This is a genomic window from Symbiopectobacterium purcellii, assembly GCF_019797845.1.
Classification (GTDB): domain Bacteria; phylum Pseudomonadota; class Gammaproteobacteria; order Enterobacterales; family Enterobacteriaceae; genus Symbiopectobacterium; species Symbiopectobacterium purcellii.
In genome coordinates this window covers 696,041-718,219 of sequence record NZ_CP081864.1, presented here as the reverse complement: position 1 = coordinate 718,219, position 22,179 = coordinate 696,041, and the positions used below count along the sequence as shown (strand labels likewise).

At 54.2% G+C, this 22,179-nt stretch carries 20 protein-coding genes and 1 tRNA gene; 9 read left to right on the top strand and 12 right to left on the bottom strand.

Translation table 11 applies throughout. The annotated features are described in order from the left end of the window. Positions 1-84 precede the first annotated feature (84 nt). Positions 85-1,179 carry a glycine cleavage system aminomethyltransferase GcvT gene (gene gcvT / locus K6K13_RS03515; RefSeq protein WP_222159556.1) on the bottom strand — a complete coding sequence of 365 codons (1,095 nt, stop codon included), beginning with the start codon at positions 1,177-1,179 and terminating at the stop codon, positions 85-87. Positions 1,180-1,831: 652 nt separating this feature from the next. Here gcvT and fucO point away from each other — a divergent pair. Both fucO and K6K13_RS03505 read left to right on the top strand, forming a co-directional pair. Beyond that, a complete protein-coding gene (gene fucO, locus K6K13_RS03510) occupies positions 1,832-2,983 on the top strand; it encodes a lactaldehyde reductase (protein ID WP_222159555.1) in 1,152 nt (383 codons plus the stop codon). A 149-nt stretch (positions 2,984-3,132) separates the two neighbouring features. Beyond that, on the top strand, positions 3,133-3,423 hold the full coding sequence (locus K6K13_RS03505; RefSeq protein ID WP_222159554.1) for a DUF1435 family protein: 291 nt from the start codon (positions 3,133-3,135) through the stop codon (positions 3,421-3,423). A gap of 79 nt (positions 3,424-3,502) precedes the next feature. Here K6K13_RS03505 and K6K13_RS03500 read toward each other — a convergent pair. Both K6K13_RS03500 and K6K13_RS03495 read right to left on the bottom strand, forming a co-directional pair. Then, positions 3,503-3,588 (bottom strand) — tRNA-Leu (locus K6K13_RS03500). 121 nt (positions 3,589-3,709) lie between these two features. Next, positions 3,710-4,606, bottom strand: coding sequence for a LysR family transcriptional regulator (locus K6K13_RS03495; protein ID WP_222159553.1), 897 nt, complete (start codon positions 4,604-4,606; stop codon positions 3,710-3,712). A gap of 112 nt (positions 4,607-4,718) precedes the next feature. Here K6K13_RS03495 and K6K13_RS03490 point away from each other — a divergent pair, with 112 nt between their 5' ends. Next, positions 4,719-5,717 carry an aldo/keto reductase gene (locus tag K6K13_RS03490; RefSeq protein WP_222159552.1) on the top strand — a complete coding sequence of 333 codons (999 nt, stop codon included), beginning with the start codon at positions 4,719-4,721 and terminating at the stop codon, positions 5,715-5,717. A 68-nt stretch (positions 5,718-5,785) separates the two neighbouring features. Here K6K13_RS03490 and rsmC read toward each other — a convergent pair whose 3' ends face one another. Continuing rightward, a complete protein-coding gene (gene rsmC, locus K6K13_RS03485) occupies positions 5,786-6,832 on the bottom strand; it encodes a 16S rRNA (guanine(1207)-N(2))-methyltransferase RsmC (RefSeq protein ID WP_222159551.1) in 1,047 nt (348 codons plus the stop codon). Between the two features lie 244 nt (positions 6,833-7,076). Between rsmC and K6K13_RS03480 the strand changes: the two genes are divergently transcribed. The 3 genes from K6K13_RS03480 to rimI all read left to right on the top strand — a co-directional run bounded on the left by K6K13_RS03480 (position 7,077) and on the right by rimI (position 8,657). Then, a complete protein-coding gene (locus tag K6K13_RS03480) occupies positions 7,077-7,622 on the top strand; it encodes a chorismate mutase (protein ID WP_222159550.1) in 546 nt (181 codons plus the stop codon). 162 nt (positions 7,623-7,784) lie between these two features. Continuing rightward, on the top strand, positions 7,785-8,201 hold the full coding sequence (locus K6K13_RS03475) for a DNA polymerase III subunit psi (protein ID WP_222160950.1): 417 nt from the start codon (positions 7,785-7,787) through the stop codon (positions 8,199-8,201). 15 nt (positions 8,202-8,216) lie between these two features. Further along, on the top strand, positions 8,217-8,657 hold the full coding sequence (gene rimI / locus K6K13_RS03470; protein ID WP_222159549.1) for a ribosomal protein S18-alanine N-acetyltransferase: 441 nt from the start codon (positions 8,217-8,219) through the stop codon (positions 8,655-8,657). A 49-nt stretch (positions 8,658-8,706) separates the two neighbouring features. Here the strand turns inward: rimI and K6K13_RS03465 are convergent, their stop codons facing one another. From K6K13_RS03465 to fhuD, 3 genes are all read right to left on the bottom strand, one after another. Beyond that, a complete protein-coding gene (locus K6K13_RS03465) occupies positions 8,707-10,965 on the bottom strand; it encodes a TonB-dependent receptor (RefSeq protein WP_222159548.1) in 2,259 nt (752 codons plus the stop codon). Positions 10,966-11,066: 101 nt separating this feature from the next. Continuing rightward, positions 11,067-13,031, bottom strand: a complete 1,965-nt coding sequence (fhuB, locus tag K6K13_RS03460; RefSeq protein ID WP_222159547.1) for a Fe(3+)-hydroxamate ABC transporter permease FhuB — start codon at positions 13,029-13,031, stop codon at positions 11,067-11,069. After that, positions 13,028-13,948, bottom strand: coding sequence for a Fe(3+)-hydroxamate ABC transporter substrate-binding protein FhuD (fhuD, locus tag K6K13_RS03455; RefSeq protein WP_222159546.1), 921 nt, complete (start codon positions 13,946-13,948; stop codon positions 13,028-13,030). Before fhuD ends, fhuB begins: the two co-directional genes overlap by 4 nt. 63 nt (positions 13,949-14,011) lie before the next feature. Here fhuD and fhuF point away from each other — a divergent pair, with 63 nt between their 5' ends. Both fhuF and K6K13_RS03445 read left to right on the top strand, forming a co-directional pair. After that, on the top strand, positions 14,012-14,758 hold the full coding sequence (fhuF, locus tag K6K13_RS03450) for a siderophore-iron reductase FhuF (protein WP_222159545.1): 747 nt from the start codon (positions 14,012-14,014) through the stop codon (positions 14,756-14,758). 134 nt (positions 14,759-14,892) lie between these two features. Beyond that, a complete protein-coding gene (locus tag K6K13_RS03445; RefSeq protein WP_222159544.1) occupies positions 14,893-15,372 on the top strand; it encodes a discoidin domain-containing protein in 480 nt (159 codons plus the stop codon). A gap of 100 nt (positions 15,373-15,472) precedes the next feature. Here the strand turns inward: K6K13_RS03445 and deoD are convergent, their stop codons facing one another. The 5 genes from deoD to K6K13_RS03420 form a co-directional block, all read right to left on the bottom strand. Next, a complete protein-coding gene (deoD, locus tag K6K13_RS03440; protein ID WP_222159543.1) occupies positions 15,473-16,192 on the bottom strand; it encodes a purine-nucleoside phosphorylase in 720 nt (239 codons plus the stop codon). A gap of 50 nt (positions 16,193-16,242) precedes the next feature. Then, positions 16,243-17,466 carry a phosphopentomutase gene (gene deoB, locus K6K13_RS03435; RefSeq protein WP_222159542.1) on the bottom strand — a complete coding sequence of 408 codons (1,224 nt, stop codon included), beginning with the start codon at positions 17,464-17,466 and terminating at the stop codon, positions 16,243-16,245. Between the two features lie 63 nt (positions 17,467-17,529). Beyond that, a complete protein-coding gene (gene deoA, locus K6K13_RS03430) occupies positions 17,530-18,864 on the bottom strand; it encodes a thymidine phosphorylase (RefSeq protein ID WP_222159541.1) in 1,335 nt (444 codons plus the stop codon). 41 nt (positions 18,865-18,905) lie between these two features. Further along, complete coding sequence (deoC, locus tag K6K13_RS03425; protein ID WP_222159540.1) at positions 18,906-19,685, bottom strand: deoxyribose-phosphate aldolase; 780 nt, start codon at positions 19,683-19,685, stop codon at positions 18,906-18,908. Between the two features lie 378 nt (positions 19,686-20,063). Then, positions 20,064-21,587, bottom strand: coding sequence for a methyl-accepting chemotaxis protein (locus tag K6K13_RS03420; RefSeq protein ID WP_222159539.1), 1,524 nt, complete (start codon positions 21,585-21,587; stop codon positions 20,064-20,066). Positions 21,588-21,876: 289 nt separating this feature from the next. Here K6K13_RS03420 and K6K13_RS03415 point away from each other — a divergent pair, with 289 nt between their 5' ends. Then, positions 21,877-22,179 carry a GIY-YIG nuclease family protein gene (locus tag K6K13_RS03415; RefSeq protein ID WP_222159538.1) on the top strand — a complete coding sequence of 101 codons (303 nt, stop codon included), beginning with the start codon at positions 21,877-21,879 and terminating at the stop codon, positions 22,177-22,179.

The following is a 22,179-nucleotide window of genomic DNA, read 5'->3' as shown; positions in this document are numbered from 1 at the left end:
TACCCGCCTTCGTGCAACACGAAGGTGCTGCGGCATATATCGCGCTAACGTTAATCAATAATCATGGTCAGATCGGGGACCGCGTCAAACCAGTGCCTTTCCGCCACGAATAAATACCGGTTTGGTTACCTCTACGGGCACTTCGCGCTGGCGAATTTGCACCACCGCCGTGTCACCAATACCTTGCGGCACGCGGGCCAGTGCAATACTGAAACCCAGCGTGGGAGAAAAGGTACCGCTGGTTATCATGCCTTCTTGTACCGTGCCACTCGCATCGGTAAAGCGCACAGGCATTTCATGGCGCAGCACCCCTTTTTCACGCAGCACCAGTCCGACCAACTGCTCAGTGCCTTCGCGGCGTTGATGGGTCAGCGCGTTCCGACCAATAAAATCCCTGTCTTCCGGCTGCCAGGCGATGGTCCAGCCCATATTGGCAGCAAGCGGTGAAACGCCTTCGTCCATGTCCTGTCCATACAGGTTCATGCCCGCTTCAAGGCGCAACGTATCGCGCGCCCCGAGGCCACATGGTTGCACACCGGCCGCCAGCAGTTGTTGCCAGAACGTCACTGCCTGCTCTGCGGGCAGGGCGATTTCATAGCCCGGCTCACCGGTATACCCAGTGGTAGCAATGAAGTAGCCGCCGGTTTGCACGCCGAAAAAGGGTTTCATGCCCGTCGTTGCCGCGCGTTGTTCCGCACTGAGTAACGCCTGCACTTTCTCCTGCGCCAATGGCCCTTGCACAGCAATCAGCGCCAGTTCGTCGCGTTCCTGCCACACCACGTTGAACGCGTTGGCATGTTCGGCGATCCAGGCCAGATCTTTCTCCCGCGTGGCGGAGTTCACCACCAGACGGAAATGCGTTTCCGTCAAAAAGTAGACGATGAGATCGTCAATGACGCCCCCCGAGGCGTTTAGCATCCCGGTATAAAGCGCCTTACCCGGTTGCGTAAGTTTGGCAACGTCATTCGCCAGCAGATAACGCAGGAATTCGCGCACGCGTGCGCCCTGTAAATCCACAATGGTCATGTGCGACACATCGAACATGCCCGCATGACGCCTCACGCTGTGATGTTCATCCAACTGTGAGCCGTAGTGCAGCGGCATCATCCAACCGTGAAAGTCGACCATCTTCGCGCCATCGGCGACATGCTGCTGATACAACGGAGTTTGCTGTGTCATTTTTTCCCGAACCTCTCCTTGCGAACGGCGCGAATCACGCCACGCAAACGCTTTCTTTGCGTTGAACTTACCACCTCTTCCACAGGGCTACCACACCCTTTGTCATAAGTTAAACTATATATCAGCCGTAGAAGACAAAAAGAGTGCCAGAGCACAAGGCAACGAAACGCGCCAAATTAAAGTCATTAATTAGGATAAAACACCAATAACTTAGGATTAAAACAAAAATAGTGACACAAATATTCACATCACTAGAGAATGATCGCCGCAACGATATTTACAATGGATTAGTTTTTGTAATGCAAAAAAATGGCTGAAATTAGATTATTTCAACCAAAGGCCACGATCGCGTCGTGGTGGCAAAAACGCTAAAGATGACGGCGATCACACCCACCTTGCGCTCACTGCCATCGCCTCACCGCCGATGGCAACGAGGGGAAGGCAATTTATCTGTCACATATCCATACTGATTAAAAGGGTAATATCGATTTATCAGCGATCCATCACGGTCTTTCCGGTATTGATGGCATAGAAGCTAACGCTATGAGGATTAACATTTCGCGCCTTGAGGGCGTTTCCCGCCCCGCTCGCTAGCGCTACCCGACCCTTTTCAGCACCCATTTGAAATCAAAATGTTATGGAGAATATGACGATGACCCAAAGAATGATCCTTAACGAAACCTCGTATTTTGGTGCGGGGGCGGTTAACCATATCGTGGAAGAGATAACCCGGCGTGGTTTCCACAAAGCACTGGTGGTTACCGACAAAGACCTGGTGAAATACGGTGTGGTAAGTAACGTCATCTCACTGCTCGATCAGGCGGGCCTGCCCTACGACGTATACGATGACGTGGTGCCTAACCCCACTATCCGTGTGGTGACCGCAGGCATTGAGCGCTACAAGGCCGCGCAGGCCGATTACCTGATCGCCATTGGTGGCGGTTCGCCGCAGGATACCTGTAAAGCGATTGGCATCATCATTAACAACCCGGAATATGCCGATGTACGCAGTCTGGAAGGCGTTGCGCCTACACGTCGCCCCAGCGTACCGATCTTCGCGATCCCGACCACCGCAGGCACCGCTGCTGAGGTCACGATTAACTACGTGATCACTGATGAAGAAAAACGACGCAAGTTTGTCTGCGTCGATCCGCATGACATCCCTATCGTCTCATTTATCGACGCCAACATGATGGCCAGCATGCCCGCCTCACTCAAGGCGGCAACCGGCCTGGATGCCTTGACGCACGCGATTGAAGGCTTTACCACCAAAGGCGCGTGGGAACTGACCGACATGCTGCATCTGAAGGCCATCGAAATCATCAGCCGTTCGCTGCGCGATTCCGTGGCGGGCCATGCCGCCGGCGTGGAAGCCATGGCGTTGGGGCAGTACGTCGCTGGCATGGGCTTCTCCAACGTGGGCCTGGGACTGGTTCACGGTATGGCACACCCGCTGGGCGCGTTCTATGACACCCCGCACGGCGTGGCAAACGCCATCCTGCTGCCTCATATCATGGCGTTCAATGCGGATTATACCGGTGACAAATTCCGGCAAATCGCGGTAGCAATGGGCGTCGCGGACGCACAACAGATGCCGATCGCGCAAGCGCGGGAAGCGGCCATTGCCGCCGTGAAGCAACTTTCTCAGGATGTGGATATCCCAGCACGTCTGCGCCAGGTGGGCATGAAGGAAGAGGATATTCCGGCGTTGGCGCAGGCCGCCTTTGACGATGTTTGCACTGGCGGCAACCCGCGTGATGTGACACTGGAGCACATCACGGCGCTATATCAGTCAATTTACTGATTCCCCCCTCACAGATTTCCCTTCACTATTTCTACTCCCCCGGCATCGCTTGCCGGGGTTTACGCCTGTCTGTAAATGATATAAATTCACATATGATATTGGTTATCATTATCAGTCATGAGTTTCATCATCCATAGAGGAACGCAGCCATGCTAACCGCAATGATTACCGCATGCGGATTATGGGGTGCCAGTTGGTGTCTGGGTAAACGCCTGAGCAGTGCCTGGGGTATTCTGCTACCCGCCGCACTGATGCCGTTGCTTGCACTGCTCGATCTTCAACTCAACAGTTGGAAGCTGATCGTGGCAATTGCGCTGCTGGCGACCGCTGTCATGCTGTTCCATCCCCGCTTGCGCCATTATCTGCTGCTGCCTTCCTGCATTGCACTGGCGGGTGGATTGAGCGCGTTAGTGGTCGCATTCAGAACGACGTGGCCGTAACGGGCAATATGTCCCGTAGTACCAGAAAAATGTTTGATCGATACGAATAAATAAAAAAGAAGGGAAAAACATTAAGAAATGGTGCGAAGAGAGGGACTTGAACCCTCACGTCCGAAGGACACTAACACCTGAAGCTAGCGCGTCTACCAATTCCGCCACCTTCGCAACGCCGTCACACGATCTGCATCGTGCCACCACGGGGGCGAATTCTAGAGATTTTCTCAACAACGTCAATGATTATTTCCGCTTGGGCGCTGGGTTTGCTGCAAAAATCGTCATATTGACCTTATAACGGACGCGCGAAGCACTCCCGCAACCAATCGATAAACACGCTGACGCGCGGTGCCAGGAAATGCCCGGCAGGGTACATGATATATAACGGCATATCCGGTGGCGGCATCTCAGGCAGAACCTCCACCAGTTCACCGCTTTCCAACCAGTGCCGCACACCATAACGCGGAGACTGGATCAGCCCCAATCCGGCACGACACGCCGCCACATAGACATCCGCCCCGCTGACATCGATCTGGCTGTTTAGGGTACGCTGCTCGCACACCCCCTGCGACATAAAATCCAGCGGATAGTGGCGGGTGGTGCGCTGAGAGAAATAGCCCACTGCTTGATGTGTGGCTAAATCATCCAGCGTTTTAGGTATACCATAGCGCTCAATGTACTCTGCCGACGCGCAGGTTACCTGCTCCAACGCGGGAAGATGGCGCGCAATTAACGACTCATCTTCCACCTGCCAGGCGCGCAGTACACAGTCTACCCCCTCACGCAGCACATCAATCGATGCATCATTGGCGCTCAGGCACAGCGTAATCTCTGGGTAGCGCTGATAAAACTGCGGCAGCGCGGGAATCACAATCTCACGCGCCAGCGAGTGTGGCATATCGACGCGAATACGCCCGGAAGGGCGCAATTTCTGGCGTGAGAACAGCGTATCCGTTTCGTCTATCTCTGCCAGCAATCGCAGGCAGCGCTGGTAGTAAATCTGTCCTTCAGCCGTCACCTGTACCTGACGCGTAGTGCGTAACAACAACCGGACGCCAAGACGCGCTTCGAGCCGCTTGATCGTATGGCTGACGGTGGCACGCGGTAAATTCAGTTTTTCAGCTGCCCGACTGAAATTACCCAGTTCGATAATCCGCACAAAGGTGCGCATCGCCTGAATATTATCCATCCACACCCCAATTGTTGGTGATTTTCGAACAGTGTTGCACATTATCCGCCATTTATCTTTATTACATGAACAATCACACTGTTTCCATCTTACGAGCGAGGGAGAATACACAATGCAACAACGTCAACTTGGCAAAACGGGACCGCTGGTTTCCAGCATCGGGCTTGGCTGCATGGGCATGAGCGACTTTTATTCGACCGCGCAGGATGAAAAAGAGGCGATCGCCACGCTGCACCGCGCACTGGAACTGGGCGTTACGCTACTGGATACCGCCGATATGTATGGCCCACACACCAATGAAGCGTTGGTCGGGCGCGCCATCAAAGGCAAACGCCAGCAGGTGGTGCTCGCCACCAAGTTTGGGATCATGCGCGATCCGAGCAACCCGCATGCACGCGGTGTCTGTGGTCGTCCGGATTATGTACGCCAGGCAGTCGAAGGCAGCCTGAAACGCCTCGGTGTCGATGAGATTGATCTTTACTACCAGCACCGCGTCGATCCGAGCGTACCGATTGAAGAGACCGTCGGCGCATTGAGCGATTTGGTGACCGCTGGCAAGATCCGCTACATCGGATTAAGTGAAGCGCCGGTTGCATTGCTGGAACTCGCACACCGCGAACACCCAATTACCGCGCTGCAAACGGAGTATTCTCTCTGGACGCGCGATGTGGAAGCGGAGATCCTCCCGGCGTGCCGCCGGTTGGGGATTGGCTTTGTCCCCTATAGCCCGCTCGGGCGTGGCTTTTTAAGCGGTACGTTACGCAGCCCGGAGGATTTGGCTCCGGATGATTTCCGCCGTACCAATCCGCGCTTTATGGGGGATAACTTCGCCAAAAACCTGGCACTGGTTGAGCAAGTAGAACAACTGGCGCAGGCAAAAGGCGTCCCCCCTTCGCAGTTGGCGCTGGCATGGGTATTGGCGCAGGGTGACGATATCGTGCCAATTCCGGGCACCAAACGTCGTCGCTATCTGGAGGAGAATATCGCCGCACTGGATGTTCAACTGGCACCAGAGGAAGTGGCAGCGATTGAAGCCATCTTCCCCTTCGCCGCCGCCGCAGGCGAACGTTACGGCACGGAGAGCATGGCCACCATTAATAGTCTCCGCTAACCGCGCGTGACACGCAATACCAGTAGCAGCATTACGGGCCTCGGTGTATCACCAAGGCCCGTACACGGTTAGCGAGCAGTCGATTTGGCATGCTTGCTGGCACGCGTTAATGTGGCCTGATACACCTTAAAGCGCCCGGTTTGCGCCAGCACTTCATGGTTACCAAAAGTGGCATCCAGCAATGCCGGATAAGGCAGGAAGGCGTTAGCGACAATGCGTAACTGCCCGCCGATATTCAGGTGCTTGGGCGCTTCACGAATCAGACGATCGGCCGCACTCAGGCTGGTTTGCAAGCCATCGTGAAACGGTGGATTGGAGACGATCAGGTCAAAACGCCCGGCGATATCCGAGTAAACGTCGCTGGCAATCACATCACCTTCCAATTCGTTTAACGTCAATGTCGCACGGCTGGTCAGCAACGCTGCCGCGTTGACATCGCTCAGCGTCAAGCGCAGCTTAGAGGACTGTTTTGCCAACACCGCTGCCACTACGCCACTGCCGCTGGCAATATCCAGCACCTTGCCTTTCATGTGCGGCGCAAAGGTGGATAACAGCAGCGCGCTGCCGACATCAAGACCATCGCGGCTAAAGACGCCCGGCAAGGTCGCGACCGGCACATCCTCGACGTAATAGCTGTCTTTCCAGTCATCGAGATTAAACTCAACAGAAGCGTCTAATTGACCATGGTAAAGCCCACAGCGCCGCGCGCTGTCAATTTTGGTCAAGGTGGCAAAGCCTTCGAGAATGCCTTCCGCGCTGCGCACACCGCTGCGGTTCTCACCCACTACAAAAATCTCGCTGCCAACGGCAATATGCGATAACAGGTCGGCGAGCTGGAACTGTGCTTCCTGTTTGCTCTTCGGCCAGTAGTAAATCAGGGTATCGCAAGCGGCAACCTGCTCAGCATCCACCAGCAAACCAAACTGCGCGTTATCGCCCATGGCTTTGTTCAGCGGTAACCAGTGGTGATATTGCGTGAGATGCACGTGCACCTCCGCCGCGTCAAACTGCGCTGGTAACGTGTCTTGAATGTCGCCGGCAAACAGCACGCGGCGTGAAATAAATTCGTCACTGTGGCGCAGTATCACTTCACTGGCGGGGGTTAATGCTGACATCAGGTGTTCGCTCCTCAAAAATAGAACGGCGATTATACCCTAAATTCACCCGGTTGCAGGGGCGCAAAACGGCAAGAATGCAAACACAACGCCGTTGCCAGCTTTGGCAATGACGCGCAGGTACGCGAGATGGCTATCTATTAAGCCTGCGTTTATTAACGCATTTGGCTGACCCGCTATTATTCCCATCGATGGAATCTACATCGAAGGCATATATCCCCCTAACAGCAAAAGGTGACGTTAAATGTTTAGTAAAGTGTCAGCAAGGTCGCTACTTTTAGCCGGACTGTTTTTTTCCGAAACAGCATTAGCCTCCCCGGCTGATTGCGGCGATCTGGCCTCATTGATTAACCAGCGGTTGTCTTACATGAAGGATGTGGCAGGGTATAAAGCGGAAAAACACCTTGCTATTGAAGACGTCCCTCAGGAAATCAATGTGCTGACCAACTCAGTCGCAGTGGCAGAAAAGCTCGGGTTGCGCGGCGAGTCGGTAAAACCGTTTATCCAGGCACAGATGGATGCCGCTAAAGCCATCCAATATCGTTACCGCGCTGACTGGCTGTCTGTTGCAGAAAGTGGCTGGCGGCCAGACCCACTGCCTCAGGTAAGATCAAAAATAAGCGTGTTGAACACCGATATTCTCTCTTGCATTACGGCAACCTTGACTCAAGGCGAGCAGTTCACCGACAAGGTCACCTTTCTCCATATTCTTGACCAGGCTAACTTAAAAGACAGCGACAAAGAGCGCATCTGGTACTCATTGCAACAAATCACATTGAAGCGTCATTAACGTGAACTCTTTTACTTTCCGCTGAGACCGGTGTGAAAAATACGGCAATGGTCATTATCAGGCGTAAAGGGGAACGCGCTGCTGCGGTTCACTTTATTGGCGCATCCGTATCAGGTTTGTTAGCATAGCGCAGCTATCATGGCGAACCGAGCACGGGATATCATGGCACCAAGACGCGATTGGCTTTTACAACAGATGGGGATTACGCAGTGGACGTTACGTCGCCCCACGGTGTTGCAGGGCGAGATTGCCGTTACCCTGCCCGCTCAAACGCGTCTGGTGATCGTTGCCACTCCGCTCCCCGCCGCCCATGACCCTCTGATTGGCGATGTGCTGCACAGTTTCTCACTGCGCCCTGAACAGGTGTATCCCCTTACACCGGAACAGATTGCCATGCTACCCGCCTCGACGCATTGCCATAGCTGGTGCCTGGGGGTTGATGTGCCGCCCACCTGGACGGGTGTGCAATTGAACAGTCCGACGCTGGACGCGCTTTACGCCAACCCCAGTGCCAAACGCGCCCTGTGGCAACAAATCAGTGAACATCTTCCCTTGCTGGCAGCCTCAGAGGCCCATTAATTCAGGTTGTTTATCATGCACGTTATTTCGCCCCTCACGCCCCACGATTTGCACGCTGCCTTTGCCATCGAAAAGGCAAGCCACGCTTTTCCGTGGACGGAAAGCACCTTTAACAGTAATCAGGGCGAATGCTACCTGAACCTGAAATTAACGCTCGACGATGCGCTGGTGGCGTTTGCCATTACCCAGGTGGTGCTGGATGAAGCGACATTGTTCAATATTGCCGTGCATCCCACCCACCAACGGCAAGGCCACGGTCGGCATCTGCTGGAACAACTGATTGAAACGCTGGAGGCGCGCGGCATTACCACGCTGTGGCTGGAAGTTCGCGCGTCCAACGCCAACGCCATCGCCCTGTATGAGCAATTGGGGTTTAACGAAGTGTCGCTGCGGCGTAACTATTACCCGGCGGCCAATGGGCGCGAAGATGCGGTGATCATGGCGTTGCCGCTGTAAATCATAACGCGCCTGCGCCAGTAAATCCTGGCAACAGGCGCGGTCAGTATTAGAAATCCACGGATACCGAGAGTTTCAGCGAGCGCGGATCGCCCTGTGTCACGTACGTTCCGCTATCATCCACCGAGGCCCAATATTTTTCGTTGGTGACGTTCTCGACATTGGCACGCCACACCAGCGTATGATCGTTCATTGGCGTACTGTAGCGCACACCCAGATCCAATCGCGTCCAGGGTTTCAGTTTTAACGTATTGGCTTCGTTGGCGTATTGTGAACCGTAACGCAACACGGTGCCAGACAGCGTCAAGCCCTCCACCGAGGGGATATCATATTCACTGCCAAACACCAGTTGGTAACCGGGTGTGCCCACCACGTCATTGCCGTCATTGGCGCCTGCGCGCGTTTTGGTCAGAGTGGCATCCAGCCAGGTAGCGCTGCCGTTAAGGCGCAGACCATACATCGGCTCACCAAACACATTCAGTTCCACGCCGCGATTACGCTGCTCGCCGTTCAGACCATAGAGCTTGGTCACAGGATCGATAAAGCTGTTTGGTCGCTTGATCTCGTAAAACGCCAGCGACCCGCCGACGCGCTGATAGTCAAATTTAATCCCAACTTCATTTTGCTTGGCGACGTAGATACCTGATACCTGTCCACGGTTCAACGCTTCCGAGGATGACGTTTTGGTGCCAGGCTGCAATGCCTCAATGTGGTTAGCATAAAGCGAAACGTGTTCCCAGGGTTTTACCACAATGCCCAATACCGGGCTCACCTTAGTACGATCAAAACGCCCCCCGGTGCCGCTCTCAATACCGGAGTATTCATAATTGCGCACCAGAATCTCCTGGCGGCGCAGCCCGGCGGTAAAGCGCACGCTGTCATCCAGCACCGAGAGCGTATCCGACAGTGCCAGCCCCCAGTTTTGCATACGGTTGCGTATTTTCGGTGAGTCCATGCTCCCAGCGCTGCTGGTGGTCGCAGGAAAATCTACTACTGGCGTGTTATAGATATTCGTGGCGTAGTCATACTTGGACATGGTGTACGCCACTTTGGTCTTGGTATGGATACCCGAATAACCCAGGTTGACTTCGTGCTTGATCGGGCCGGTATCAAAATTACCGCGAATACCCGCCAACGAGGCAGTGTTCTGAGCGATATACGCCGTGCTTAAACGCCCGAGCGTCGCGCTACCGTCACCGGCCAGGGTCAATTTCGGCGTGCTGTAATTGCCTATCTCTTCGGTGTTGCTTAGGCCAAGGCCAGAATAGAGCGTCCAATGATTATCCAGATCGTACTCGCCGCGCAGCATCCCGAAGCGGGATTTCATATCGGTGTAGATCCAGCGCTGGCTGTAGTTATGGGTATTGGTTGGCGGTTCAGGGATGGCTTGTAACCCGGTAGTCGAAACGTTAATCCCCAAACGCCCACCGTGCAGATACTGATGCTGGTAGCCCGCATCCAGTGAGGAACGGAAACGATCGCCACGATAATCCAGCACGACGGCGGCCAATGAAACCCGCTCGCGTTGATCGTCAATCGCGGCTTCGCCTTCGCGGTGCAGCAGGTTGACGCGTACCCCAAAGCGGTTATCGTCGCCAAAACGCCGCCCAACATCGAGCGCGCCCCCAACCTGTGAGGAAGAGGTGTAGTCCAGCGTAGCGCGCGTGAGCGGCACATCGTCAGCGTGTTTAGGCTCCACGTTTACTGCACCGCCCACGCCGCTGCCGCCTGCGGAAACACCGTTAAGAAACGCGTTGGACCCTTTCAGGATCTCAACCCGATCAATCATGTTGGTGGAAACAATCTGACGCGGCATCACACCAAACAGGCCGCCCATGGTGATGTCATCGCCGTCCAGTTTAAAGCCGCGAATACGGTAGGCTTCCGCAAAGTTGCCGTAGCCGCGCACGCTTTGCACCGAGGCATCGTTCTTGACCACATCGCCCAAGGTTTGCGCCTGCTGTGATTCAATCATTCTGCTGGTGTAGCTGACGACATTGAACGGCACATCGCGCGCATTTTGCTGGCCGAGGAAGCCGACGCGTCCGCCGTTGGCGATCTGTCCATCCAGATAAGCAGGCACCAACTGATCGCCACCGGCACGGAAGTTATCTTCCGCTTTGGCAATCACCGTCATGGTATCTTTGCTGTTTGCGCCATCGCTTGGAGAGGCCGGCTGTGCTGCCGTGTTGGCAGCCACTGAGGCGGTGTCCTGTGCCAGAATCGGCAATGCCATCGTGCCACAGAACGCCCCGATGAGCACCGCAAGCCGGGTTGGCTTACGTGCTATATGAATTAACGCTGTCATTTTTATCCCTTTATTGCAAATGTAAATCATTATTATTCTGCTTCGCAATTATGCGAATTCGATTTACAAATGCAAGCAGCGATACGCTTTACTTCTTACTCTCAGGCAGAATGTTGCCGACGTAACAGCAGGATAAAATACGGCGCCCCCAGGAATGTCGCTAACAGACCGGCAGGAATTTGATAAGGGAAAATCAACACGCGCCCCAGCCAATCGGCAATCAGCATCAGCATGCCGCCAAGCAATGCAGCGATAACAACCTGTTGCAATGCGCGGCGAAACCCGAGAAAACGGGCAAGATGGGGCGCCATCAAACCAACAAAACTAAGCGGGCCGATCACCAATGTCGCGGTTGCGACCAGGCCTGCCGCCAGCAGTAAAATCAACATACGCGCAGGACGCAACGCAACCCCCACGGACTGGGCCACGCTCGCGCCCAGCGGCATGATGGCAATCCAGCGGCGTATCAGCGGGGTAGCGCTCAGTAATGCCAGTGCAATAAGGGCCGATATGTACGCCTGCTGCGGACTGACTTTATAGGTTGAACCGGCCAGCCAGGCCAATAGCGCGCCGGTACGGGGATCGCCACTCGCCAAAATAAACGTCAGCAGGGTAGAAAACACGGTACTCAGCGCAATCCCCACCAACAGAAGACGACTGGAAGAATAACCGCCGCGGTTCGCCAACAGCATGATCAGCAGCAGTGTGCCACCCGCACCGGCACTCCCCGCCAGCCAACGCCACGATGACACATCCCCCGGAACCAACAGCAGCAGCAAAACCACGCCAAAAGCAGCCCCCGAGGTGACGCCCAGCACTTCCGGGCTGGCCATCGGATTTCCTGTCAACTTCTGCATCAAGGCGCCCGCGACAGCCAGCATCGCACCCGCTGAAAGCGCGGCAGTCACGCGCGGCCAGCGCCATTGCCACATCTCATGCAGCGACCAGTACCAGCCGTTTTGATCTTGTCCGCTGGCCAACGCAATCAACAGAAGGAGCAGCAACAACGCCGCGTAGAGGGTCAATAGCGGCGTGCTCAGCGCGCGTTCACGCACCGATTGGTGAACCGTGTCCACCGAAGGCACATTCACATGGCGCAGATGTGGCAGTAACCACAGCATAACCGGCGCGCCCACCAGTGCGGTCGCAACCCCCGTCGGTACCTCGCGCCAGTAGTGTGCAAGCAGAATGATGCACTGATCGCTGATGACCAGCAGCAGAGCCCCCACCAGCATCGCCAACGCAAGCTGCGGCCCGAACCTTCTGGCACCCAACATGCGCGCCAGTAACGGGGCAAACAGACCAATAAAACCGATCACACCGGCTACGCTCACCAGCATGGCACTCAGCACCATGGCGATGCCCAACCCGGCGATACGCGCCATCGTCAGGTTTACCCCCAGACTGCGGATCACAGCGTCGTCCAAAGCCAGCATCGCTAACGGACGGATCATCAATAACACGATCACCAGGCCAATCAGCATCCGAGGCCACAGGAACGAAACGGCGCTCCAGTCATACTGATTGAGCATACCGCTGCCCCACAGAAACAGGCTTTGCAAACGTTCATGGTTGAACAGCGTCAGCAAACTTTTCACCGCACCACAATACAGACCCACCACCAATCCGGCGAGAATCAGGGTAATGGGCGACATACGCCGCCCCGATGCCACCCCAAACACAATGGCACCCGCTGCTATTGCACCAACAATCGTCGCCAACTGCCGCGTTGTCTCTCCGCCAGGCAGGGCCCACAGCGTTGCCAGAGCCAAGCCTAATTGCGCGCCCGCAGAAACGCCGAGCGTCGCAGGCTCCGCCAGCGGGTTACGCAAAATTTGCTGAAACAACACGCCAACCAGCCCCAATGAGGAGCCTACCAGCAGTGACAGCACCGTCCGGGGTAGCAGGCTGAAATGAAACAACATCTGGTTGGCATCTTGCCCATCCGGGTTCCAGATGCTGTGCCACCAGAGGTGTGACGGTACCAGTTGACTAAAATTCACGCCAGTGAGCCCAATTGCCACCAACGTCAGCGCAGATAACCACAGCAGGCCAAAAGTTCTCATGCCTTCGACTCCAACGCCTGCACCAGAAGCCGTGCAAAGCGTAGCGCTGAGAACGTTGCACCGTAAAACCAGACCGCAGGCAAGGTCTTCCAGCGGTTGTCCCGAACAAAGGGCATCATGCGCCACAGCTCTGATTGGGACACCGCATCCAGCAGTGCGGTATCGCCCTGAACAAAGAACAGCGCTTGAACATCCTCATAGCGCACCAGGCGCTCAATGCCTACCACGGCGCTTCCCCAAAAGTTGGTTTCTTCCTGCCAGGCATTGGTTAAGCCGAGTCGGGTGAGCACGTTGTTAAACAAGCTGTTATGGCCCATAACCAGCGCACGGCGGCTATCAAGCAGCGAGAACAGCAGCAAAGGACGGGGCGAATAAGCACCAAGCCGTTGTGCCAGGGTATCCAGTTCACGATCACATTCGATCAGATGCTGTTCAGCAATACGCGTCAGGTTCAAGCGTTGGCCGAGCAAAAGCAGATCGCGCCGGGCGGCATCAAGCGGTTGGTGTTGCGCATCGCGGAAACCTGACGCGAAGCAAGGCGCCAAACGGGTCAATGGTTCAATATCGGGCCCAAACCCTTGCGACACCAGAAACAGAGAGGGATTGAGGCGTTGCAACAATTCCATATTGGGCTCGTTGCGTAACCCGACATCAATCACACGGTCAGACAACGCTGGCTCCACCACCCATCGGTGATAATTGCCCTTCTCCGCCACGGCAAGCGGCGTAATGCCCAGAGCCATCAGCAGTTCCACGGGTCGCCACTCCAGCGCGATTATCCGCTCAAGATTGACAATAGGGTCAGATGCCGAGACAAAGCCCGACGTAAACCATGGAGAGAGCGCAGCCAGTTTCAATAAATGACGGCGAGAAAAAGCACCCGATAAGCCAATCATGAGAAAAGTAATTATTATCATTCCAATTTTGCGTCGTATTATGCAAAATCCTCCTTCTGTTGCCAATGCCCCATCGGAGTCGGTGTGAATAGCTGTGGCCTAGAACAACAACATGCGGAAATCAGACGCGCAATAGAAACGCGTTTTTTGCTCTCTGCGCCTGACGGGGCCGCACTTTTTCCCACTACGCTGCTGCAAGCGCCGCTAACAGCGGGACTGCCATCATGGTTGCACACGCTGACCCAAGGGCAGCCAGAGCAGGCGATTCCCTACCTGATATCCAGATGGTCACAGTGGTATTTTGCGTTACTGGTTGCACCCTGGGTCTATGTCCACCTGCGCCATCAGTGGCAACTTCCTTATCATCTGACTGATATTGCTTATGTGCAGAGCGAACAAGGCACGCCACAACGCTTTGTGCTCTCCTCGCTCGGCAGTCCAGTTGAGGAGCGCCAGTGGCAGGCTTTTTTACCGCTGATCGATGAACACATCGCTCCCGTATGCCAACAGCTCTCCGCACTCTCAGGGCTAAGTGCGGCGCTGTTTTGGAATAATGCTGGCGTGCGTTTTTACCAGGGGATGAATCAGGCGGAACAAGAGGGGGCGGATGTGCGCCACGCTGCTGATTTACTTGATAGAGCAGAGCTTGCCAACGGCGAAAAAAATCGTCTGTATCAACCGATCCGTTTACGTACCCTTCCCTCTGGTGAGCAAAAAAAGGAACGGCGGCACTGCTGTCTGATTTATCGTCTGGAAGGCGGAGCTCTCTGCCCGAGCTGCCCACGTTTGCGCGCAGAACACCGCAAACGCACAACAGGTATAAAAGGCTGACCACATTTTGCTGCTACGCCGATCGCAATAACGCGACGCGGGTAACTGAAATAGCATTTCTTTTTTTTCATACTCTCATTTCACATTAACGCAACGGATCTGCGTTCCTTTATCCCTGTGAATGAGGTAAAAAAATGAAAAAATACGCTCTGGTCACTGCCTGTGTGTTAGGCCTGTTTTCACTTTCTGCTACCGCCGCGCAAGTCACCAATGTTACCGCTTCCGGCTATGACTCCGATAAGGGCCATACCCCAGCCAACATTGCTGACGGTAACAACAAAACGCGTTGGGCGGTAAACGGTGAAGGTTGGGTGCAGTTGGAACTCGATAAGGCGCAATCCATTGAAAACTTTGTCTTGGTGCCGTTCAAAGCGGAAGAGCGCAAGCTGAAGTTCTCTGTGTCCTACTCCGCTGATGGCAAGAGCTGGACCAAGCTGGCTGATAATCTGGTCACGTCTAACGATGCCAAAGAGGGGGAGAAATTCACCTTCCCTGCGGTCAACGCGCGCTTTATCAAGCTGGAAACGTTTGGCACCGATACCAATAAATGGAGTGCCATCAACGAAATCACGTTTAACAGTGCAGCACAGGTTCCTACGCGAGCCATTAAATAAGCCCGTTGTACCCTGACCGCGTTGTAATCACGCAGAACTGATAACCAAAAGCCCCGGCCAAACAGATGCCGGGGCTTTTTTATGAGCGCTACCCATCGGATTAGCGGCGATCGCCCAACAGCACAGATTCCAGCGCAATGGTGATCATGTCATTGAACGCGGTTTGGCGTTCATGCGACGTGGTCTGTTCGCCGGTGCGAATATGGTCAGAGACGGTGCAAATGGCCAACGCCTTGGCACCAAACTCAGCCGCGACGCCATAAATCCCCGCGGCTTCCATTTCGACGCCAAGAATGCCGTATTTTTCCATCACGTCGAACATCTGCGGGTCTGGCGTGTAGAACAGATCGGCAGAGAACAGGTTGCCCACCCGAACGGTAATGCCTTTATCCTGAGCCGCGTCAACCGCATTACGCACCAGATCGAAATCGGCAATAGCTGCAAAGTCATGATCTTTAAAGCGCAGACGGTTTACTTTTGAATCCGTGCATGCGCCCATGCCAATCACCACGTCATACAGCTTCACATCCTCGCGCACCGCACCGCAGGAGCCAACACGAATGATGGTTTTCACATCGTATTCCGTGATCAGCTCTTTGGTATAGATAGAGCAGGACGGGATACCCATACCGTGCCCCATCACCGAAATCGCGCGCCCTTTGTAGCTGCCGGTATAGCCCAGCATGCCGCGCACATTGTTGACTTCACGGGCATTTTCCAAAAAGGTTTCGGCAATGTACTTCGCACGCAGCGGATCGCCCGGCATCAGTACAACATCGGCAAAATCCCCTTTTTCCGCATTGATATGTGGCGTTGCCATTTTTTGATTCCTTATAGAGTACGTCGTGTGAATTCAGTAAATACCGGCGATCACAGCATCGAGGTGCCGTAGTCCATAGCGGACACGCCAAAATAGTGCGCCACCGTTTGGCCGACATCAGCAAACGTGGAGCGGTGCCCGCGCGAACCCGGCGTCACATTCGGCCCATAGATCAATACCGGCACATGTTCGCGGGTGTGATCGGTGCCCGGCCAGGTGGGATCGCACCCGTGATCGGCGGTCAGAATCAGAATATCGCCCTGTTTAACCCGCGCCAGCATTTCCGGCAAGCGGCGATCGAACAGTTCCAACGCTGCTGCGTAGCCAGCAACATCGCGTCGATGGCCATAGGAAGAGTCAAAATCAACGAAATTGGTAAAGACAATGCTATCGTCGCTTGCGGCATCCATCTCTTTCAGCGTGGCATCAAATAACGCATCGATACCGGTCGCTTTGACCTTCCTAGTGATCCCCACCTGGGCATAGATATCGGCAATCTTGCCAACGGAAACCACCTGCCCGCCTTTTTCATCCACCAGTTTTTTCAGTACGGTAGGCGCAGGCGGTTCAACGGCTAAATCGTGACGGTTACCGGTGCGTTGAAAATTTTCCGGCTTATCGCCAACAAAGGGGCGAGCGATAACACGCCCAATGTTGTAGCCCCCATCGGTAAGCGCCTCGCGCGCGATGTCGCACAGTTCATACAATCGGTCCAGCCCAAAGGTCTCTTCATGACAGGCGATTTGGAACACAGAGTCGGCCGAAGTGTAGAAAATCGGTTTCCCGGTTTTCATGTGCTCTTCACCCAGTTGCTCAAGGATAACGGTGCCGGAAGAGTGGCAATTGCCCAGATACCCCGGCAAATTGGCACGTTCTACCAACAAATCCAACAATGCCTGTGGGAAGCTGTTTTCCTGATCGCTGAAATAGCCCCAATCAAACAGCACCGGCACCCCTGCCAACTCCCAGTGGCCCGACGGCGTGTCTTTACCAGAGGATATTTCACTGGCGTGCGCATACGCACCGATGATGTCTGCCTTAGCATCCAATCCCGCAGGGAAATGCCCGGTAGAGGCTTCCGCCGCCTTGCCCAGCCCTAAACGGGTTAAGTTCGGCAGATGGAGTGGCCCACTACGACCTTGATTGGCTTTGCCCTCGGCGCAGGCTTGCGCAATGTGACCAAGGGTATCAGAACCGGCATCGCCAAAACGCGCCGCATCTGCGCTGCTACCGATGCCGAATGAATCCAGAACCATAATAAATGCACGTTTCATTGTTTTCTCTCATCTTTCGTAAGCGACGTTTGCGTTGCTCGATGTTGCACCAGTGACTCGCGGTTAATCAGCCTGATCGGCACCGATACAGCGATAAACCATTGGCATGGCTATTGGCGATTCATCACCAATGCTGATGGCGGTTTGCACCGCCAGCGCCGCCGCTTGCCATACGGTTTCACTGTTGGCATGAATTACCGCCAGAGGACGCGAGGCACCCACGCTCTCGCCCACGCTCACCACAGCGTCTAACCCGACGCTGTGATCGATAGCATCCCCCGCCTGACGACGACCGCCGCCTAGCGCGACCACCGCCATGCCGAGCGCCCGGGTATCCATCGCAGTAACGATACCGCTGCGGACGGGAAACACCGGTTTACTGAGTACGGCTACCGGTAAATAAGCGTCCATCTGCTCGACAAAATCCGTTGGCCCGCCCTGTGCTGCCACCATACGGCCAAATACCTCAGCGGCGCGTCCACTATCCAGCACCGCTTGCAGACGCTGGCGTGCCACATCAGGGGTTTCTGCAAGACGGCCTGCCTGCAACATCTCAATGCAAAGCGACATGTTAACATCATACAGCCGGGAATTACGGTGCTCACCCGTTAAAAACCGAACCGCTTCACGGACTTCCAACGCATTACCCGCACTCGATGCCAGCACCTGATTCATGTCGGTTAACAGCGCCGTGGTACGGCAACCCGCTCGATTTGCTACGCTAACGATGGATTGCGCCAGCTGTTCCGACAGCGCGTAAGTGGGCATAAAAGCGCCCGAGCCCATTTTGACATCCATCACCAACGCATCCAGTCCTTCCGCCAGCTTTTTACACAGTATTGAGGCGGTGATCAATGGGATAGAGTCGACCGTTGCGGTGATATCACGCGTGGCGTAAAAACGCTTATCGGCAGGTGCCAGAGAACGGGTTTGCCCGATGATCGCCACGCCAACCTGACGAATGATGTCGCGAAACCGCTCGTCTTCCGGAAAGATGTTGAGGCCGGGTATCGACTCGAGTTTGTCCAGTGTGCCGCCCGTGTGGCCCAAACCGCGCCCGGATATCATCGGCACATAGCCGCCGCACGCCGCCACCATGGGTCCCAGCATCAGGGAGGTGACATCGCCTACGCCGCCCGTCGAATGCTTGTCCACCAGCGGACCATTCAGGTTGAGATCGCCCCAGTGTAATCGGCTGCCCGAATCGCGCATCGCCAGCGTTAGCGCCACGCGCTCATCCATGGTCATGTCGCGAAAACAGATGGCCATCGCCAGCGCGGCGATCTGCCCTTCTGAGACGCTGTTATCGCATATCCCATTGATGAAAAAACGAATTTCATCTTCGCTCAACGTCTTGCCATCACGCTTGTTGCGAATGATTTCCTGAGTCAGAAACACAGCCATGCCTCCCGATCAAACTGCCGTAATGCACCACGCCATCAGTAGCCCGACGACGAGGGAGCGCCCTTCTGCCCCAACGTAGTCAGGAGATCGCCTAACAGGCCGGATGCGCCAAAGCGGAAGTGGCGGACATCGGCCCACCCTTCACCCATGATGTCATCAGCCAGCTTCAGGTAAATCGCCGCATCCTGTGCGGTGCGCACACCGCCTGCGGCTTTGAAGCCCACGCGATCGCCGACGTTTTTATCACGAAGGGTTTGCAGCATGATTTCAGCGCTGTGCGGCGTGGCGTTAACCGCCACTTTTCCCGTGGAGGTTTTAATAAAATCGGCGCCAGCATCGATGGCTATTTCACTTGCCTGACGAATCAAGGCATCCGTTTTTAACTCACCGCTTTCAATGATCACTTTCAGCAGCACGCCAGCCTTCTGGCACAGCGTGTGGCAGGCAGCCACCAGCGTATGACCGGTTTCCGTGTCCCCCGCCATTAATGCACGATAGGGAAACACCACGTCCACCTCATCGGCACCATAGGCTATCGCCGCCAGGGTTTCCGCGCAGGCGATATCAATATCATCACCGCCCTCAGGAAAATTGGTTACGGTCGCAATACGGATGTCTGGCGTGCCCTGCTCACGCAGCGTTTTACGCGCCAGTGGGATAAAACGGGGATAAATACAGATGGCAGCCGTGTTTCCTGCCGCGCTGCGCGCCTGCTGACAGAGTGCGATCACCCGCGCTGGTGTATCATCGTCGTTCAGGGTGGTCAAATCCATTAGCCCCAGCGCACGTTGCGCTACAGCAGTTAAGTCAGTCATAGCAATATCCTGTATGTTATGGTTTTTCACGCTTTATTGTGAGAATAATAACAAAAAACAAGTATAATGTAATTTAAACAACATTAATGCGGTCAGAGTCACTCTTCCACCATGCTGCTCGATAAGTATAAGACGGGAGGAGAGATCGCGATGTGCCGTGGGCTATTAATGGGGCGGCAAGGACGTTATATACCCTCAATAATTCGAGTTGCAGGACAAAACGTTAACGTTTTGAACAGCGCTTGCGAATGAATCCCGATGAGCTGCCTCAAGTAAGTGATTCGAGTGGATAAGCCCAGCCAACGTACATGCAACTTGAAATATGATGGGTATAACGGGTCAGAGAGAAACACATCCTTGTGTTTCGATTGATGATAATCAGATGCGGAATGCACCAACGGCCATACTGAGCTCTTCTGCACGTTCTGCCAGCGAACTGGCAGCAGCAGATTCATTCACCAACGCCGCGTTCTGCTGAGTGACCGTCTCCATTTGTGAAATCGCCGTATTAATTTGCCCAATCCCTAAACTTTGCTCATGGCTGGCAGTGGAGATTTCGGTCACCAGTGAGGCCACCTGCTTAATCTCCGTCACCACCTCTTGAATAGCATTACCCGCATTCCTGACGACATGACGACCTTGGCTCACTTGTTCAACCGAGGCGTTGATGAGCTCATTAATCTCTTTAGCCGCACTGGCACTGCGCTGCGCCAGCGAACGTACCTCTCCGGCCACCACGGCAAAACCACGCCCTTGCTCACCGGCTCTCGCCGCCTCTACGGCGGCATTGAGTGCCAAAATATTGGTTTGAAACGAGATGCCCTCAATCACGTTAATGATGCTGGTAATTTTCTGCGATGAGGTCACCATCAGCTCCATCGCCGCAATCACCTCCACCATCATGTCCCCGCCTTTGACCGCCTGCTGAGAGGCAGACACCGCCAGCTGGCTGGCATGTGCTGCATTGGTCGCATTCAGCGTTACCGACGAGGTGATTTGCTCCATTGAAGCAGCCGTCTCTTCCAAAGAACTGGCCTGTTGCTCGGTGCGAGACGAAAGGTCGATATTGCCGCTACTGATCTGGCCGGACGCTGTGGCAATGATATCGGCATTGCGGTGAACGCGTTCAACGATACCAGTCAGGTTCAGCATCATCTCTTGTAATGCCGTCTGAAGTTGCCCCATTTCATCACGCGACGTGATGTCAACCTGATGGGTAAGATCGCCACCCGCGACGCTCCTCGCCACTTCAACCGCATGCTTGATGGGCACCGCAATCGACATAATCAATCGCCAGCCGGAAAAGGCTACTATCAAGACACCGGCTAAAAATATAATCACAACCATTGATAATATCTGACTCAAATCACTTTGAGATTCAGAATATAGTGCACTGCCGACGTCAGACTGAAGCTTGATAAGCTGGTCGATAATCTGTTGTAACGGTAAATACTCTTTTTTTAGCGAATGGTTAATAATATCTTCCAACTTATCTTTGTCATGATTCTTTATGGCATTGATAGCAGGAATAATAACGTTCTGATGATACGTTTCGCGTAATGCAGCATACTTTTCAAACAGCGTTTTCTCTTCGCCTGTCAGATAGGTATTACTGTATAGCGTCCATTGTTGATCATAGGTTTTAAGTGCATTTTCAATCTGGCCTAGCGCATTACTGACATTATCTGGCTGGGCCAGATCAACGCTGGCGATTTCAAACATCACGCTGTCCGTCTGGCGAGTGACGTTAGCCAAATACCCCAGTGCCACCAACCTGTCGTTATACAGGGTTTTCATCGACTGATTAACGTTATTAATACCCGATAGTCCTATTATCGTAACGACACCCAGTAGTAATGCCATCAACGTCATAACTGAAATCAATTTTAATTTAATGCTCATAGAAAAATCCCTGGATAGAAGATTTACCAGCATAGCGATCCCTGGATTAAAGTATTCATCGCGTCTCAAAAAAAATTTTAAAAACAATGAACGCCCCGATAAGATATATTTACATCTTATGCCCTTTAAAAAGGGGGCTATTCATACTAAAAAGGAAGTGCGTCGCGTTATATTATCAAGGCAAGTAAAGTTATCGTTACATCAAAGACGCATTAAATATAAGGTTTTTTGAATTCAGCGCTTCGGGCTACACTGCGCTTATCGTGACTGATAAAGATGCCCCTTACCCATGACAGACGCCTTACGCCCCCAATGGCAACTCTATATGCTGCGCACCGCCAACGGCGCACTTTATACTGGCATCACGCGCGATATAACGCGCAGAGTGGCACAACATCAGGATGGAAAGGGTGCAAAGGCACTGCGAGGAAAAGGCGAACTGACACTGGTGTATCACTGTGAAGTGGGGGATCACACCACGGCGTTACGGCTGGAATACCGTCTCAAGCAACTGAGCAAGCAGCAAAAAGAGAGGCTGGTACGCGACCAGCCGACGGCACTCTCTGACTATATATGCATCGATATTCCCTGA